Below are 16068 nucleotides of genomic sequence, written 5' to 3'. Positions count from 1 at the left end.
TCAGCGCGCCCGCCTAATCCATTCCCTAAGATGCCCCCAGTCTCTCCCAGGCGTCCAACCGTCTCTCCGGTCCGTCCGGCCGTCTCTCCGACCCGTCAGCACCACCTCAGCAGCGCCGGTGAAGGGGGTTCTAAGTTTAACCGCATAAGACCGCAAGCAGAAAAGTACAGAAACCTGCGAAAAACCGCAGATTGTATTTTTGCACTTATTAAACAACAACTTAAGACACCTCTTTCCATAGAGATGCCCGTGCGCGCGGCTTTACGGGGTCTGAATCATCACGCGCAAACCGGGTTCCCGACAGACTCACCCCCGAGTCAGGCAGAATCAACCTGTCGAAACCGATTCAGCAGGCTTGGAAACGGAACCCGCAGCAGCAGCAGACCGACAATCACAGACAGATAGACCAAAGGTTCGATCTGAAAGCCCTTGGCCTGCATGACATAATGCAACCCACCCAAAACAGCCGCAGGATACACAAGTCGCTGCAGGCTGCGCCAGCGTGGGCCCAATTGCCGGACTGACAGGTTGTTCGATGTCACCGCCAGCGGCAGCAATAGAACAAAACCCGCCATGCCGACTGAGATATAGGGCCGCTTGAGAATATCCGCCCAGATTTGGGACGGCACCTGTACGTCCAGAATCAGCCAGACAAGAAGATGCAGAGAGACATAGACAAAGGTGAGCACCCCAAGCGCCCGGCGGAACTTTATTAGGTTCAGCCCAAGAAACCGCCGCAAGGGGGATATCGCCAGCACCACGATCAATAGCTGCAGCGCCAATTCGCCATACCGGTGCTCCAACGCTTCGATCGGATCCACACCCAGACTGCCGGTCAAACCTTGGTAGAACAACCAAGGCGCTGGAATCGCACCCAGCAGATACACCGCCCAGACGGGGATACGGCGCAATATCTGGTTCAAAGCCTGCATGTTCCTAGTAGTTTTTCGCCAGATCCATGCCTTCGTACAGCCCGGCGACCTCTTGTTCATAGCCATTGAACATCAACGTCGGAATCCGTTTGGCAAACAGGCCGCCACCGATCGGGCGCTCGGTCGCCTGTGACCAGCGGGGATGATCCACGTTGGGGTTCACATTGCTGTAAAATCCATATTCGCGCGGCCCTGCCACGTTCCAGCTGGTCGGAGGTTCGACATCCGTCACCGTGACACGGACAATCGATTTGATCGATTTGAACCCGTATTTCCACGGCACCACCAGACGCAAGGGCGCGCCGTTCTGATTTGGAATCGGACGGTCGTAAATGCCTGTGGCCATGATGGTTAACGGGTGCATGGCCTCATCCAACCGCAAGCCTTCGCGATAGGGCCAGTCCAGCACTGGATACTGAACACCGGGCATTTCGTCGGGACGGTACGCGGTTTCAAAGGCCACATACTTGGCCCCGTCCTGCACGCCCGCCATGTTCAGAAGGTCGGCCAGTTCGAACCCGTTCCACGGGATCACCATCGACCAGGCCTCGACACAACGAAAGCGATAGATTCGCTCTTCGACCGTCATCTCGGACATGATGTCCTGAAAGTCATACTCGCCTGGTTTGTCGACCAGACCATCAATCTTTACGCTCCAGGGCTCGGTCACCAGCGTATGGGCGTATTTTGCCGGATCCTCCTTGCGGGTCCCAAACTCATAATAATTGTTGTACGACGTGATCTCTTCCCAGGAGTTTGGCTCAAGCGCCTCTTGCGCCGCAGCCCCCCGTGCCATTCCCGCCAGCCCGACACCTGCCAGCCCGGCCATGATCTGGCGCCGGTTAAAAAACGCCGCCTGTGGCGTGACGTCGGCATGTGTCAATGTGTTGGTCCAGCGATGCGCCATCTGGGTCTCCGTAGCTATTAACCTCGGGTATGAGATAAGTCGCTAATAGCACGTCACCAAGGAAACACGCGTAACGATTGAGAGACGGGATTGTAACGTATCGGGTTCCAGGCAAACCGGTCCGGGGTGAATCATCGCAGCAACAACCCGGAAAATCTGACAGCTCGGGAACTGGCGGCGTCCACGTCTTTTGGGTATGCGGGACACACCCATTAGTTGATCAGAGTTTGAAACCGTGCTCGCTATACAAGCTATTCCCTTATCCCTTTCCATCCTGTGGCGTTATGTGATGGTGTTTCCGGTCCTTGTGATCGGCCTGTTCCTTTATGGGTTTCTGGGGGGGCTTCTGGGCTTTGTGATCGGGCTGATCATTCCGGCCGCCTCTGTCATTCTCATGATTGCGATCAGTGCGTCGTCCGGCATCATTCCAGTGATGGTCGGGACCCGGTTTGGCTTTGCGTCCCAGCAGATCATGCCCAGCGCCGGATACAAGAAACTGATCCTGCCGTCTATCGTCTATGGCGCAACCGAGGCCCTGGCTGTTGCGGTGCTTCTTGTACCGACCACAGGTCTGTTGGCAATTACCGTTATGCCCGATGTCACTGACCTGACTGGAGAAGGGGTTGCCGATTTGCTGAACGGTTCCTTTGGCGCGTCTTTAAGCGGGCTCTCTATCGTCGCCGTTGTTGCGATCTGTGCGATCCGGGCCAGTATCCTGGTGCCCATCGCCTCGGCTTCGCTGGGGCGCGATCCGGATGACCGGGCCTATACGCCTTTCCGGCATTTCGGGGAATCGTTCTGGTATTTGTTTGCGTTAGTCCTGCTCAGCTATGTGGGAATAGCGGTCATCTACACCGTTATCTCACTGGCTCTGGCGTTCAGCAGTTTCGGCACGGTGATCGCCGATGGTCTGATCGAATTGGCAGAGATGATTGAGGGCACCGCCCCGTGGCGTGCCATTTGGCCTGTAATCGCGGTGATTGCATTGTACATAGTGATCGGCTTTTGGGCGCTGAGCGTGCAATGCGCAGGCGGAGTTCTGGTGTATCTGCGCCTGCGAGACACTGCTCCGGCGCATCCCGCAGCCGTGCAGCCTGATCCACGCAACACATCAAAAGCCACGTCACAATCGGGGCCGCTGATGAACGCTGAAGATTTGCGCGCATTGCGCAAAAGCCGCGAGCAGGGCAATCACTAGGGCGCGACCTGACCTGACACCTCATGACATTTTCAAACTGAGTTGACGAGCGTCGGCGGATAACGCCATCCCTCGGCCCTGCGACCTTTACAACCCCTGCGGGAAAAAGGCAGGCTGCACACTATGTTAGGTAAGTCGTTGACCGGATGGATACCCTGTCCCGCCAGCAAAAACAGCAACAAAGGAGAATGCAAATGTGTGACATCTGTGTGATGAACTCGGTCAAGGACCGTATGCTATCAAGACGCGGATTCTTCAAAGCCGCCGCAGCCTCAGGCGTTGCGGTCGCTGCAACGGGGGTCTCTGCGCCGATGGCGATGGCTGCGGGCCACGGCAAGGTCGAGGATATGACCCATACGATCAGCCCTGATTTTCCAACCTATTTTGGCGAACCCGGATATGCCTCGGAACAACTGTTCAATTTCGGTGAGCACGGGTTCAACCTGCAGCGCCTGACTGTGAACGAACACACCGGCACACATATCGATGCGCCGTTACATTTCTCGGCGGATGGCGCGTCAGTGGATGAGATCCCGGTCTCGGATCTGGTTGCCCCGCTTTGTGTTGTCGACATTGCAGCCCGCGCCGCCGAGGATGCCGACACCCTGCTGACCCCCGATGATCTGAAGGCTTGGATGTCTGCCAATGGCGATATTCCGGACGGTGCCTGCGTTGCGCTTTATTCCGGCTGGGCAGCCAAAGTGGACAGCGACGCCTATCGCGGCTTTGACGGTCAGGCACAGCATTATCCCGGTTTTCATGTCGAGGCCGCCCAGATGCTGATCGAAGACACCGGAGCTCGCTCGATCGCATCAGATACGCTGTCGCTGGATCACGGTATTTCGGCTAATTTCGCCACCCATTACGCCTGGCTGCCCACGGGTCGGTTTGGGATCGAAAACCTCGCCGGGCTGGACCGTGTCCCTGCCGCAGGGGCGACACTGGTGATCGGCGCACCCAAACATGCCGGTGGTACCGGCGGTCCAGCGCGGATTTTTGCGATGGTCTGAGTGCATTGCCTTACAAGAAAGACCCGCCGTTGTGGCGGGTCTTTCTTGACCAATCAAAAATGGCTATTTGTTCAGAACTGTAACGAAGGCGTTTCGAATTTGAGAGTTTTATTCTTTTTCTTATTCCTGATCCCGGCAGTTTTGCTTTCCCTGTATGTGCTTTTATTATTCGGAGCATTCGGACTTTGCCAAATGTTCGATTGCATGGTCACAGGCAAGCCAAGCTTCTACCATCTCGCTACGGGTGCAATCGGGATATTTGTAGGTCTGACGCCGTTGCTGGCTTCATTGTTTCTGCTCTATTCACTTGTACGCAAAAGAAGCATCGGCGTTTTGCCTTCGATATTGATTTGGGGGTTTGCTCTATGTGTCGGAGGATTGGGTGTTTACGGTACGATTGTTGATCCAGGCGACATGTACTGGGGCGGGTTACCGCTGGCGGCGCTGGGGGCATGTCTTTGCGCTTCACTTTTGAGTTTCAAGACACACACCGCCCACCAACAATCCTGAACAGCAACTGTTAGGCCATTCCGTTGGCAAAAGACCGGCCGTTATGGCGGGTCTTTCTCCGTTTAGTATCAGGTTAATGCACCACGGCATCATCCGGGCGGGGGCGTTCTGACGTCCCCAACCGATCACCGATGATCAAGCCATCGGCCCCGGCAGTGACCGGAACGGTGTCGCCATCCATGATCTCACCGGCAAGCAAAGCCTCGGCCAGCGGGTTCTGCAAGGCGCGCTGGATCACCCGTTTCAGCGGACGGGCCCCAAAGACCGGGTCATAGCCTTCGTTGGCCAGCCATTCCTTGGCACCGTCGTCCATCACCAGCTCGATCTTGCGGGCGGCCAGACGTTTTTGCAGACGCGCCATCTGGATATCGACGATTCCGTCCATATCGCCGCGCTTGAGCCGGTCAAAGATGATCGTCTCATCCAGACGGTTCAGGAATTCCGGCCGGAAATGCGCCCGGACCGCATCCATCACATCCCGCCGCGCCTGCGCGCTGTCGGCCCCTTCGGGCAACTGGCTCAGCGCCTGAGACCCGAGGTTCGACGTCAGGATGATCAGCGTTTGCTTGAAATCCACGGTGCGGCCCTGGCCATCGGTCAGAACCCCGTCATCGAGAACCTGCAACAAAACGTTGAACACATCCGGATGCGCCTTTTCAACCTCATCAAACAGCACGACCTGATAGGGCCGGCGCCGCACGGCCTCGGTCAGCACACCACCTTCGTCATAGCCGACATAGCCCGGAGGGGCACCGATCAAACGAGCAACCGCGTGTTTTTCCATGAACTCGGACATGTCGATGCGCACCATCGCGTTGTCGTCGTCGAACAGGAAGTTCGCCACCGCCTTGGTCAGCTCGGTTTTACCCACGCCGGTCGGCCCCAGGAACAGGAACGACCCCAGCGGACGCCCTTCGTCGTTCAGACCAGCGCGCGCACGGCGCACAGCATTGGATACAGCAGTGACCGCAGCATCCTGACCGATGACACGCCCGTGCAGATCATCTTCCATCCGCAGCAGCTTTTCACGCTCACCTTCCAGCATTTTCGAGGTTGGGATACCGGTCCAACGCTCGACAACCGATGCGATCTGTTCCGGGCGCACAGTTTCCTCGGCCATCATCTGGCTGCTTTCGGCATTCTCTGCCTCGGTCAACTGCTTCTCAAGCTCGGGGATGACGCCGTAAGACAGCTCTCCGGCCTTGGCCAGGTTACCTTCGCGCTTTGCGATCTCAAGATCAGCGCGCGCCTTGTCCAGCTGTTCTTTCAGATCGCGGGCTCCGGCCAGCTTGTCGCGTTCGGCCTGCCATTGTGCCGTCATCTCGGCGGATTTCTCCTGCAGATCGGCCAGATCCTTTTGCAAGGTGTCCAGGCGGTCCTTGGAGGCAGCGTCATCCTCAAGCTTCAGCGCCTCTTCCTCGATCTGCAACTGCAGGATCTGACGGTCCAGCTGATCCAGCTCTTCGGGTTTTGAATCCACCTCCATCCGCAAGCGCGACGCGGCCTCATCGACAAGGTCGATGGCTTTGTCGGGCAGGAACCGGTCGGTGATATAGCGATGCGACAGGGTCGCCGCCGACACCAGCGCCGAATCCGAGATGCGCACACCGTGGTGCAATTCGTATTTTTCCTTGATGCCACGCAGGATGCTGATCGTGTCCTCAACCGTGGGTTCAGCCACCAAAACCGGCTGGAACCGACGCGCAAGGGCCGCGTCTTTTTCCACGTATTTGCGATACTCATCCAACGTGGTCGCGCCAATACAATGCAGTTCCCCCCGAGCAAGCGCAGGCTTGATCAGGTTGGCCGCATCCATCGCGCCATCAGATTTTCCCGCGCCCACCAGCGTGTGCATCTCATCGATGAACAGGATGATTTCACCGGCGGCCTCAGTGACCTCGGTCAGAACAGCCTTGAGGCGTTCTTCGAACTCACCGCGGTATTTCGCGCCGGCAATCAGCGCACCCATGTCGAGCGCGAGCAGTTTTTTATCCTTTAGAGATTCCGGCACGTCACCGTTGATGATGCGCAGGGCCATGCCTTCGGCGATTGCGGTTTTACCGACGCCGGGCTCACCGATCAGGACCGGATTGTTCTTGGTGCGGCGCGACAGAACCTGCATCGAGCGGCGGATTTCCTCATCCCGCCCGATGATCGGGTCGATCTTGCCCTCGGCTGCCGCCTCGGTCAGGTCGCGCGCGTATTTCTTGAGCGCGTCATAACCCTCTTCCGCTGACGCGGTGTCAGCAGTGCGACCCTTGCGGATATCGTTGATCGCTTCGTTCAGTTTTTGCGCAGATACAGCACCAGCATCCAAGGCGTCCTTGGCCTTGGATTTCACCATGCACAGCGCCATTAGCACACGCTCAACCGGGACAAAACTGTCGCCTGCTTTGCTGGCGATCTTGCCGGCCTCATCCAGAACTTTGGCGGTCTGACCATCCATATAGACCTGGCTTGCGTCACCACTGACTTTCGGAATCTTGGCCATTGTCGCATCCAGCGCCTCAACCACCCGGCTCGGCGCGCCACCCGCGCGGGTGATCAGGTTGCTGGCCAGCCCCTGATCGTCATCCATTAATGCTTTCAGTATATGTTCGGGGGCCAATCTCTGGTGCCCCTCGCGCAGTGCAATAGTTTGGGCTGCCTGCACGAATCCCCGTGCCCGCTCGGTGAACTTGTTCAAGTCCATAGCTCTCTCCTTTTTCCAAGCGCCCTAGGTCTGCTGCGCCCGCCTGGCGGCACGCATCGGTCTGGGCCTCACATTCAATTTGGGAAATATTTGCGTTTGTTCAAGAGGCTAAACCGGAAATTCAGGCTCAGCGACGCGGCACGGTATAAACACTGTACCCGCCGGTTTCCGCAACTTGCCGCGCACCGTACATATCCACAAGGGATTGCGCTGCATCGCTACCCGTCGGGCACGAGACCAGATCGGCCGCATCGTCCAGAAAATCGATTGTAAACGCGGTTTCGCCGGTAAGCTGGCAGTCGTCATCAGTCGAGCGGTACCCGCCAACCAGCCGCAGATTGTCATTGGTGGGTGACTTGATGACCATATCCGAGGCCTCGTTTTCCAAAGGCATGTCCTGACATGCGCCCAATGTCACAATAAGGCCAATACCGATCAGATGTTTCATTGTCCCACCTTTTCCAATCTGTTTTTGAATGATCCGAACCATAGCACAATCTGGGCGATGGCAAATGTCTCTGGTCACCCGACCATCTCGCATGGACACAAGCGCCCGAACCCGCTAGGACGCAGACGTTTGCCAAAAAGGAGCCGCAGCCATGTCCGATGATCGCCTGATCGTAGCCCTTGACGTTCCGAACGCCCTGAAAGGCCTGGAAATGGCCCAGCGGTTAGGGGACGCTGTGTCCTTCTACAAGATCGGACTGGGTATGCTGACCGGAGGCGGGTTGGCTCTGGCCAATGAGCTGAAACAAGAACACGGCAAACGCATCTTTCTGGACATGAAACTGTTCGACATCGGCAACACCGTCGAAAATGCGGTCCGCGGGCTGGCGCAGTTCGATCTGGATTTCCTGACCGTGCATGGCGACCCACACGTAGTGCGCGCGGCAAAAGAGGGTGCCGCAGGAAAAGACCTGAAAATCCTGGCCGTCACTATCCTGACTTCACTGAACCGCGACGATCTGGATGCCAGTCTGCTGAAACAGGGCGACGTACAGGATCTGGTGGTCGAACGCGCAGCTAAAGCACTGGAGGCTGGCGCCGATGGCGTCATCGCCAGTCCGCAAGAGGCCGCGCTGATCCGCGCCCTGCCCCAGGCCGAAGGTCGCCTGATTGTCACCCCCGGCGTGCGTCCTGCAGGGGCAGCCCTGGGCGATCAGAAACGCGTGGCCACCCCGGCCAGCGCAATTGCCGACGGGGCCGATCACATCGTTGTCGGCCGCCCGATCTATCAGGCAGAGGACCCAAAGGCAGCCGCTGAGGCGGTTCTTGCCGAGTTAAATTCTTTGGCAGGGTCCTAATCGAGGCCTGAGAAATTCTGTGGATTTGGGCTGAAATCCACCGCCAACCAGTTGACCTTGCGTCACTTTCTTCCAAAGCCGCGCCAAATTGCCCCTGTGCCTCAAAACACACATGCAAAACACGAGTTTAGCTTGTGTGATCTAGTTCCTATCGAAATCCATGGTTTTGGGCGATTCTAAACCCGTGATACTCCCCGCGGACCATCTCTTCCTGAGGTCCGTCACCTCCCCCCGCCCACTTGCGGGGGGTCTTCTTGTCAGACATTCCCATCCCTGCGCAGCCCTCCTGTTTCGAGCGGGTTGTCTTATAAGCAGTTAGCGCAGTTCACGATTACCAGCAGCTTCGACGTCGGACACAGCGCAGCCTTTGCGTTGCTAAAGCCCAGGGGCAGCTTTCTCTTTGTGTGCAGACAAGGTAGATTTCAGACAATTCCTCAGACGCGCCAATGCGCAAAAGAGAGATGAGCCACATGCCCGCCTTATGCCGCGATTGCCTGACGATAGTGGAACAGGAACCCCGTTGCCCGTCCTGCGGCAGCCCGCGGATCAAAAGGCATGCGGAATTGTTTGATCTGTCCATCGCCCATATGGATTGCGATGCCTTCTACGCCTCGGTCGAAAAGCGCGACAACCCCGAGTTGGCCGACAAGCCGCTTATCATCGGTGGTGGAAAACGCGGCGTGGTGTCGACCGCCTGCTATGTCGCCCGCATTCGTGGCGTGCGTTCTGCCATGCCGATGTTCAAGGCTTTGCAGCTTTGCCCCGACGCGGTGGTGCTAAAGCCGCGCATGTCGGTCTATGCCGAGGTCTCGCGCGAGATTCGCAAGATGATGGACGAGATGACACCCATTGTTGAACCCTTGTCCCTGGACGAAGCGTTCATGGATCTGTCCGGAACCCAACGCCTGCATGGCGCACCGCCCGCGGTGATGCTGGCACGGCTGGTGAAGCGGATAAAGGACGAGTTGGGCGTCACCGGCTCAATCGGTTTGTCGCATAACAAGTTTCTGGCCAAGGTGGCCTCGGACCTGGACAAACCGCGCGGGTTCTCGGTTATTGGCAAGGAAGAAACCGCCGAATTTCTACATGACAAGCCGGTGCGATTGATCTGGGGTATCGGACCTGCCGCACAGGAATCGCTGGACCGTGCGGGGATCCGGATATTCTCGGACCTGCTGCGCTGGGATCAAGAAGCACTGACAGCTCGGTTCGGATCAATGGGATACAGGCTTTGGCATCTGGCGCGCGGGCAAGACAAACGGCGTGTCTCGGCCCATGAGCCGATGAAGTCGATCAGCAATGAGACCACGTTTTTCGAGGACACGGCCAGTCTGGATATTCTGGACGGGCATTTGTGGCGTATGGCCGAAAAGGTCGCTGACCGTGCCAAGGCCAAAGAGCTGGCCGGACGGGTGGTGACGCTAAAGCTGAAAAAAGCCGATCACAAGGTTATCACCCGCCGCGTGTCGCTGCGCGACGCCACACAGATCGCCGACCGGATTTATCGCACCGCGCGGGGCTTGTTCGATCAGGTGGGCGATCAAGGGCCCTATCGTCTGCTGGGCTGTGGCTTGTCTGATCTGTGTTCCGAGGATCAGGCAGATATCTCTGGCGATCTGCTGGACCCAGGGGCCGCGCGCCGCTCACAGGCCGAACGTGCAACAGATGAAATCCGGCGCAGATTCGGCACCGATGCGATTGTAAAAGGTCGCGCCCTGCGCTGAGTCTATTCGGCCGCCAGTCGCAACGGCTCCTCGCCGACGCGGGCAATGTCCTGGATGATCTCGCGCAGAATCTCCTGAAACGCAGCGAAGTTCTCATTTGGTTCGATCCGGGCCTCATCCATATAGAGAGATCGGTCAATCTCGACCTGAACCGCGTGCTGGTGGCGGCTGGGGCGGCCATAGGTCTGGGTCACGTAGGCCCCGGCAAAAGGCGCATTGCGCGCAACGTTCAGGCCGGCCGCGACAAAAGCCGCTTCGATCCGATCGACCACCTTGGCCGAAGCAGATGCGCCGAACCTGTCGCCCAGCACAACCTCGGGCCGTTTGGATTTGGCGGTACTGGCCATCGCAACCGCCTCATGCGGCATCGAATGACAATCGACCAATACCGCCTGTCCAAACGCCTCATGAGATTCGGCCAGCAAGGATTTGATGCGCGCATGGTAGGGACGCCAGCAGGTGTCGATGCGCAGGCGCGCCTCGTCCATTGTCAGCTTGCCACGATAGATTGCGCGCCCATTGGCGACCACTCGGGGAATCACACCCAGCCCGGAGGCAACGCGCGGATTGTGCCCATGACGGCGTGCACCCTGAATCAACGCCGGATCCAGTTCCTCGGCACTGCGGTTCAGGTCCAGATAGGCACGCGGCACCGTCGCCGCGATCATCGGCGCGCCATAGTCTGCGGCCGCCGAAAACAACTGGTCGACAAACGCATCTTCCGAAGATCGAATCACATTCTGGTTCAAGACAGTGCGGTTGAGCATTGATTCAGGATAGTTCCGACCGCTATGAGGCGAGGAAAAGACCACACAAGACGTGCGCTTGGCAGGCATATCCAAATCATAGGGCGCGTTGAGCATGACGTCTCCTTGTTCGGACTGAACATAGACCGGAAAATAGTTCAACCAAACCCCTTGAACCCGTTTGCGACTCCTTTTATAGACCCCGCTACCGGCGCGGGTATCCGCGCCCCATTTCGTTTTGGGGCAGGTCTTGCAAAGGTTCGTGGGCGGTTAGCTCAGCGGTAGAGCACTTCGTTGACATCGAAGGGGTCACAAGTTCGATCCTTGTACCGCCCACCATCGTATCACTGTTTCGGGTCTGACCCGGGGCACCCGCAAACCCAGGCGCTGGCCACGTCCTTGATGAAGGCGCCGCAGATTGGAGACAGACCATGAAGGTCAAGAACTCGCTCCGCTCGCTCAAGAACCGGCACCGTGATTGCCGTATTGTGCGTCGCAAAGGCCGCGTCTATGTGATCAACAAGACGCAGCGCAAGTTCAAAGCTCGCCAGGGCTGAGAACTGCACTTATAGATTTGAAAGAACCGCGCTTGCCAGCGCGGTTTTTTTGTTTGGGGTGCCTTATGGCAATGTCGGCTTTGAGCAGTGGTTTCAACTGATCACCGCAACACTTTCAGCAAATTTTTCAGCTGGTGTTTGGTATTGCAAGGTCTTCCGCGGCCGTTCGCGCAGCTTTGCTACCGTCTGCTTTGGGAGACACCGCAAATCTGAACAAAGTTAAAGTGTAAACGGGGGCCATGAGAAGCACGACAATGGTTCTTTCGTTTGATCCGTGCAACAGGACCCATCAAAGTTCTGGCCAACAAAGAATAAACTGAATTAGGGAACAATGCCTATTAGCCTGAGTCTTGGTAACAATTGGGGCGGGTTTAGGCAAATTCGACAACGCACTTCGAAGAGGCAACATTGGTTTTGTGCTTATGTTCTGATTGGAGCGTTTTCTCTTGCAGTCATGATCTCAACTGCCGCCAGCGCTCAGGAGGTGGAAGCCCCATCAAACACCCAGCCCGCAGTTGACGGGGCAAATGGCGAACTGTTATTCGGCGGGCTTTTCGGAGACGGCGATGCCTACGGTGCAACGGGGTCTTTCGCGGTACCGCTGGGTTACCAATACGGGCTCCAACTGGACGGGGTTGCTGTAAGACTCAACAGTAGCAACTCCGACAACGTTGATATTCTTGGGACCGGGTTCCATTTCTCTTGGCGTGATCCGTCAAAGGATCTGCTTGGCATTGTTGCAGGTTACGTAAATCTTGGAAATGGGCTGAACGCAGACTTCTATCAAGGCGGAGTCGAGGGCGCGCTTCATCTTGGACGAATGCCTATAGATGCCATCGCAGGTGTTACAGGTGGGGATGTGATCGACAACGATTTCTTTGTTCGGACGATGGTGTCTCACTACCCGACCGATGACATCAGCTTACAACTTGGATACGCCTACCAAAACGAAAACGGCTCACTTCTATATGGAGGGGCGTTTTCGTTTAACACGCAAAGCGGTATTGCGCCGTCACTCTACTTGTCCGGAAAATTGAGAGAAGGTGGTGGCAACTTTGTCGAAACCGGTTGGTGAATTGACGAAGATAGACAAACATTCATACGCCGTGACCCCATATGCCCTAAGCGTCCGCCTACGACGGCTTAGTGTCAGGACTCACAACCAATAGATTACGATTGCTGCGAGAGTGACTGCGGAGAGGAATACCTTTGGGCAGCGATCGTAACGTGTCGCGACGCGTCTCCAATCCTTGAGCCTGCCGATCATGATCTCGATACGATTTCTGCGTTTGTAGCGGCGCTTGTCGTACTTGACGGTTACCTTGCGCTGCTTGCGACCCGGGATGCAGGGGCGTATCCCTTTGTCTTTCAGCGTTTCTCTGAGCCAGTCAGCGTCATAGCCACGATCCCCAAGCAACCAGTCGACGTTTGGAAGACTGCTCGGCAATGCCTGTGCTCCGATGTAGTCGCTGACTTGGCCAGCAGTGACGAACAGGTTCAATGGGCGGGTCTGGCTGTCACAGATGGCGTAAAGTTTGGTGTTCATACCGCCCTTGGTCCGGCCAATCAGGCGACCGCGCCCCCTTTTTCACGCCCATACTGGTCGCCGTTCGGTGCGCTTTCAGATATGTGGCGTCAATCATCACGGTTTTCTCTTCGCCATGACGAACCGCCAACCCGACCATCATCTGGGCAAAAAGCCCTTGTCGCTCCAGCGCTTCCACCGGATGCACAGCGTCTTATGTGGGCCGTATTCCTTGGGCACATCACGCCTACGCAAGCTATTGCTACTAATGAATATAATCCCACTCAGAACGCGTCGATCATCGACACGGCTTGCCGTGGGGCTTTGGAAAATCGGGTTCAAGACACGCCATCTGTGCGTCGCTCAACCAGTAAAGATCAAACATGTCACCACTCCGTTTCGAGCGGTGAATCACGCCGCTCAACGGAAATCAATGGGTCGTGACCCTAGCGTAGAACCTATGGCAGTAACGAACCGCTGTGAATTTCCACAGGGCAGGATTTCAGTTATGCCGTGTTGGGAATGATCAGCGTAGGTATGGAAGAGCGTCGTAATACCCGTTTGACCACAGTTCCGATAAAGGTATGGCCGGTACCCTGCTCGTGCGTTCCCATGACGATCAACTGGCAGTTCAATTCAGAAGCCCTCTGTAGGATCATTTCTGCGGAATGCCCGTCAACCAGCTCAACCGATTTCACTACAGAGTAGTCTTGTTTTTCGCTTTCGGGCAGCAATTGCACAAAATCCTGCTGATTTTTCCTGAGCATTTCCTTTACTGATGCGTGCCGATCGCCAATGGCTTTTTTCCGGGATTCGTCATCTTGCAGAAACATCTGAAGTGTGACGATTGCATCCTGGGACAAGGGTTCAGTCACATGAAGGACGTGAACCCCCGCGCCATAGGCACGCGCCGTAGATAAAGCGTATCTCAGCGCATTATCCGAGTTCTTGGACAAATCCGTCGCGAACAGAATGTCATTGATTTCAGGTAGCATTCGAAAATCCTTTCTGTTCGGTGGGTCAGTAACCCATCACGCGCGGCAGCCACAGTGCTATTTCAGGGAAGAACGCGATGATAAAGATCGCAACTGTGTTGATGAACGCGAAAGGTAAGGCGGCGACGGAAATCCGTTCTATCGAAATGTTCGATATACCCGATGCGATAAACAGGTTTTCACCCAATGGCGGAGTCTGAAAACCGATACCAAGTGTACAGACCATGACAACGCCAAAGTGGATCGGGTCGATCCCCATGCTGTATGCGACAGGCAACATTACCGGCACCAAGATAAGGATAGTCGCCAGTGTCTCCATGAACATACCCACGAAGAGCAAGAAGAATATCACCAGTGTCCAAATGACATAGATGTTGTCTGTGATAGACAGCATACCATCAGCAATCACCGCCGGGATCTGGTTTTCCACTAAAAGGCGCCCAAAAACCGTCGCGGTGAACATGATCAGCAGTACTCGCCCAGTCAACCATGTGGTCGTCTCTAGCGACGTGAACAACTTTTCCCATGTCAGTTCGCGGTAGATGAACGCACCAACGACCAATGTATAAAAGATCGCTACAATGGCGGCCTCGGTTGGTGTGAAGAAACCTGAATAGATGCCTCCCAAAATTACGACAGGCGCCATAAGTGCCCAGAAACCACGGTACATTTCGCACCAAATTTCTCTTGCTGACCAGCCTTCTGCCGAGCCTTTGTAGCCATTCTTTCTGGCGAGAATATAGTTCATCACCAGCAGGCTGCCTGCGATAAGGAAAGCAGGCATGAAACCAGCGATAAACAGTTTCGGAATCGACACAGTTTGGAACTGGCCGTGTTCCGCAACCGCGTCTGGGGGGGCTGGCATGCCAAGGGCGGCAATGCCGAAGATGATCAGTGGGATTGACGGAGGGATCACAATGCCCAATCCACCCGAAGATGCTGTTATGGCGGATGAATAACTGCGGCCGTAGCCCCGTTCTATCATTGCCGGGATCATCAGCATGCCAACCGCGGCCGTCGTTGCCGGACCGGACCCCGATATAGCGCCGAAGAAAAGGCAGGCGAAAACTGTGGCAGCAGACATGCCTCCGGTGAAGGGACCTGCGAAACTTTCAGCCACATTGATGAGCCGTCTGGATAATCCCGAAGCCTCCATCAACGCGCCTGCCAGAATAAATGCGGGCAGTGCCATCAAAGGAAACGAACCGACTGAAGTGAAGGCTATCTGGACAAACTTGATCGGGTTCTCATCCAGGTAAATAAAGGTGAGAAGCGTTGAGACGCCCAGTGCAACTGTGATCGGGGCACCGATAAACAGCAGTAGCAGGAACGCTCCAAACAAGATGAGTACGATTTCGGATCCCATCAGTTCTTCTCCTGATCTTGAGTAATTGAGTCGATGTCGATCGGGTCCGCGCCAGTTTCAGCGCGCACTTCTTCAAGGTCGATGGCATCGGGGTCGACGAGATCTTCGTCCAGAATGATCTTCTTATAGTTCACCTGAAGAATCCGAATGGTCATCAGCGTGAATGCTATAGGTAAAACGATATAGACCCAGCTGAGATGAAAACCCAACGTCTGTGAAGATTGGAATCTGTTCATTTTGTTAAAGATGAAATCGATGGCCAGATAGATGAAGTAGACATTGAAAAACAGCCAGAACAGGTCTGCAAATGCCTCAATGTACTTGATCGCGCGCGGAGGCAGGAACTTGAACTGGAAGGTGACCCGGTTATGCGCGTTCATTTTGGCTGCGTAGCTTGCGCCAAAGAAAACGAACCAAACGAACATGTAAACCGAAAGCTCCTCTACCCATGAAAATGAGAAGTTGAACAGGGTTCGCACGATGACTTGCAGGAACAAGAGGCAAACAAAAACCGCGAGTAATGTGCGGCAAATGTAGCTTTCTATGTTGTTGAGAATTCCCCAGAACTTTGTCATTGGTCCCTCACCTTTGTTGGGAGAGCG

At 55.9% G+C, this 16068-nt stretch carries 15 protein-coding genes, 1 tRNA gene and 1 pseudogene; 8 read left to right on the top strand and 9 right to left on the bottom strand.

Going from position 1 to position 16068, the window contains the following annotated elements; genetic code table 11:
- Nucleotides 1–317: 317 nt before the first annotated feature.
- Both msrQ and msrP read right to left on the bottom strand, forming a co-directional pair.
- Nucleotides 318–932, bottom strand: a complete 615-nt coding sequence (gene msrQ / locus RUM8411_RS15885; protein ID WP_085823688.1) for a protein-methionine-sulfoxide reductase heme-binding subunit MsrQ — start codon at nucleotides 930–932, stop codon at nucleotides 318–320.
- A 4-nt stretch (nucleotides 933–936) separates the two neighbouring features.
- Entirely contained in the window at nucleotides 937–1839 is a 903-nt protein-coding gene (gene msrP / locus RUM8411_RS15880) for a protein-methionine-sulfoxide reductase catalytic subunit MsrP (RefSeq protein WP_085823687.1), read from the bottom strand.
- A gap of 235 nt (nucleotides 1840–2074) precedes the next feature.
- Here msrP and RUM8411_RS15875 point away from each other — a divergent pair, with 235 nt between their 5' ends.
- The 3 genes from RUM8411_RS15875 (at nucleotide 2075) to RUM8411_RS22565 (ending at nucleotide 4557) form a co-directional block, all read left to right on the top strand.
- Nucleotides 2075–3037, top strand: a complete 963-nt coding sequence (locus RUM8411_RS15875; RefSeq protein ID WP_143534920.1) for a hypothetical protein — start codon at nucleotides 2075–2077, stop codon at nucleotides 3035–3037.
- A gap of 194 nt (nucleotides 3038–3231) precedes the next feature.
- Complete coding sequence (locus RUM8411_RS15870) at nucleotides 3232–4047, top strand: cyclase family protein (protein WP_085823685.1); 816 nt, start codon at nucleotides 3232–3234, stop codon at nucleotides 4045–4047.
- Between the two features lie 45 nt (nucleotides 4048–4092).
- A complete protein-coding gene (locus RUM8411_RS22565; protein ID WP_143534919.1) occupies nucleotides 4093–4557 on the top strand; it encodes a hypothetical protein in 465 nt (154 codons plus the stop codon).
- Nucleotides 4558–4630: 73 nt separating this feature from the next.
- On the opposite strand, the gene clpB is transcribed toward RUM8411_RS22565, so the two are convergent.
- Nucleotides 4631–7249, bottom strand: a complete 2619-nt coding sequence (gene clpB / locus RUM8411_RS15865) for an ATP-dependent chaperone ClpB (protein WP_085823684.1) — start codon at nucleotides 7247–7249, stop codon at nucleotides 4631–4633.
- A 127-nt stretch (nucleotides 7250–7376) separates the two neighbouring features.
- Entirely contained in the window at nucleotides 7377–7697 is a 321-nt protein-coding gene (locus tag RUM8411_RS15860; RefSeq protein WP_085823706.1) for a hypothetical protein, read from the bottom strand.
- Nucleotides 7698–7848: 151 nt separating this feature from the next.
- Here RUM8411_RS15860 and pyrF point away from each other — a divergent pair, with 151 nt between their 5' ends.
- Together pyrF and RUM8411_RS15850 are read left to right on the top strand one after the other, a co-directional pair.
- On the top strand, nucleotides 7849–8553 hold the full coding sequence (pyrF, locus tag RUM8411_RS15855; protein WP_085823683.1) for an orotidine-5'-phosphate decarboxylase: 705 nt from the start codon (nucleotides 7849–7851) through the stop codon (nucleotides 8551–8553).
- A 470-nt stretch (nucleotides 8554–9023) separates the two neighbouring features.
- Nucleotides 9024–10277 carry a DNA polymerase IV gene (locus tag RUM8411_RS15850; RefSeq protein ID WP_085823705.1) on the top strand — a complete coding sequence of 418 codons (1254 nt, stop codon included), beginning with the start codon at nucleotides 9024–9026 and terminating at the stop codon, nucleotides 10275–10277.
- 2 nt (nucleotides 10278–10279) lie between these two features.
- On the opposite strand, the gene RUM8411_RS15845 is transcribed toward RUM8411_RS15850, so the two are convergent.
- Complete coding sequence (locus RUM8411_RS15845) at nucleotides 10280–11140, bottom strand: N-formylglutamate amidohydrolase (RefSeq protein ID WP_085823682.1); 861 nt, start codon at nucleotides 11138–11140, stop codon at nucleotides 10280–10282.
- Between the two features lie 147 nt (nucleotides 11141–11287).
- On the opposite strand from RUM8411_RS15845, the gene RUM8411_RS15840 reads away from it, so the two are divergent.
- The 3 genes from RUM8411_RS15840 (at nucleotide 11288) to RUM8411_RS15830 (ending at nucleotide 12655) form a co-directional block, all read left to right on the top strand.
- Nucleotides 11288–11362: transfer RNA gene (locus tag RUM8411_RS15840), tRNA-Val, on the top strand.
- A gap of 92 nt (nucleotides 11363–11454) precedes the next feature.
- Entirely contained in the window at nucleotides 11455–11580 is a 126-nt protein-coding gene (ykgO, locus tag RUM8411_RS15835; protein WP_008755722.1) for a type B 50S ribosomal protein L36, read from the top strand.
- Between the two features lie 331 nt (nucleotides 11581–11911).
- Entirely contained in the window at nucleotides 11912–12655 is a 744-nt protein-coding gene (locus tag RUM8411_RS15830; protein ID WP_159453910.1) for a hypothetical protein, read from the top strand.
- An 81-nt stretch (nucleotides 12656–12736) separates the two neighbouring features.
- Here the strand turns inward: RUM8411_RS15830 and RUM8411_RS15825 are convergent.
- From RUM8411_RS15825 to RUM8411_RS15810, 4 genes and pseudogenes are all read right to left on the bottom strand, one after another.
- Nucleotides 12737–13490, bottom strand: a pseudogene (locus RUM8411_RS15825) (IS5 family transposase).
- Between the two features lie 121 nt (nucleotides 13491–13611).
- Nucleotides 13612–14100, bottom strand: coding sequence for a universal stress protein (locus RUM8411_RS15820; RefSeq protein WP_085823680.1), 489 nt, complete (start codon nucleotides 14098–14100; stop codon nucleotides 13612–13614).
- A gap of 25 nt (nucleotides 14101–14125) precedes the next feature.
- Nucleotides 14126–15466, bottom strand: coding sequence for a TRAP transporter large permease (locus RUM8411_RS15815; RefSeq protein ID WP_085823679.1), 1341 nt, complete (start codon nucleotides 15464–15466; stop codon nucleotides 14126–14128).
- On the bottom strand, nucleotides 15466–16041 hold the full coding sequence (locus RUM8411_RS15810; protein WP_085823678.1) for a TRAP transporter small permease: 576 nt from the start codon (nucleotides 16039–16041) through the stop codon (nucleotides 15466–15468). Before RUM8411_RS15810 ends, RUM8411_RS15815 begins: the two co-directional genes overlap by 1 nt.
- Nucleotides 16042–16068 lie beyond the last annotated feature (27 nt).

The organism is Ruegeria meonggei (assembly GCF_900172215.1).
Taxonomy (GTDB): Bacteria; Pseudomonadota; Alphaproteobacteria; order Rhodobacterales; family Rhodobacteraceae; genus Ruegeria; species Ruegeria meonggei.
Note: the sequence above shows the minus strand (reverse complement) of the source record. Positions and strands in the feature narration are given on the sequence as shown.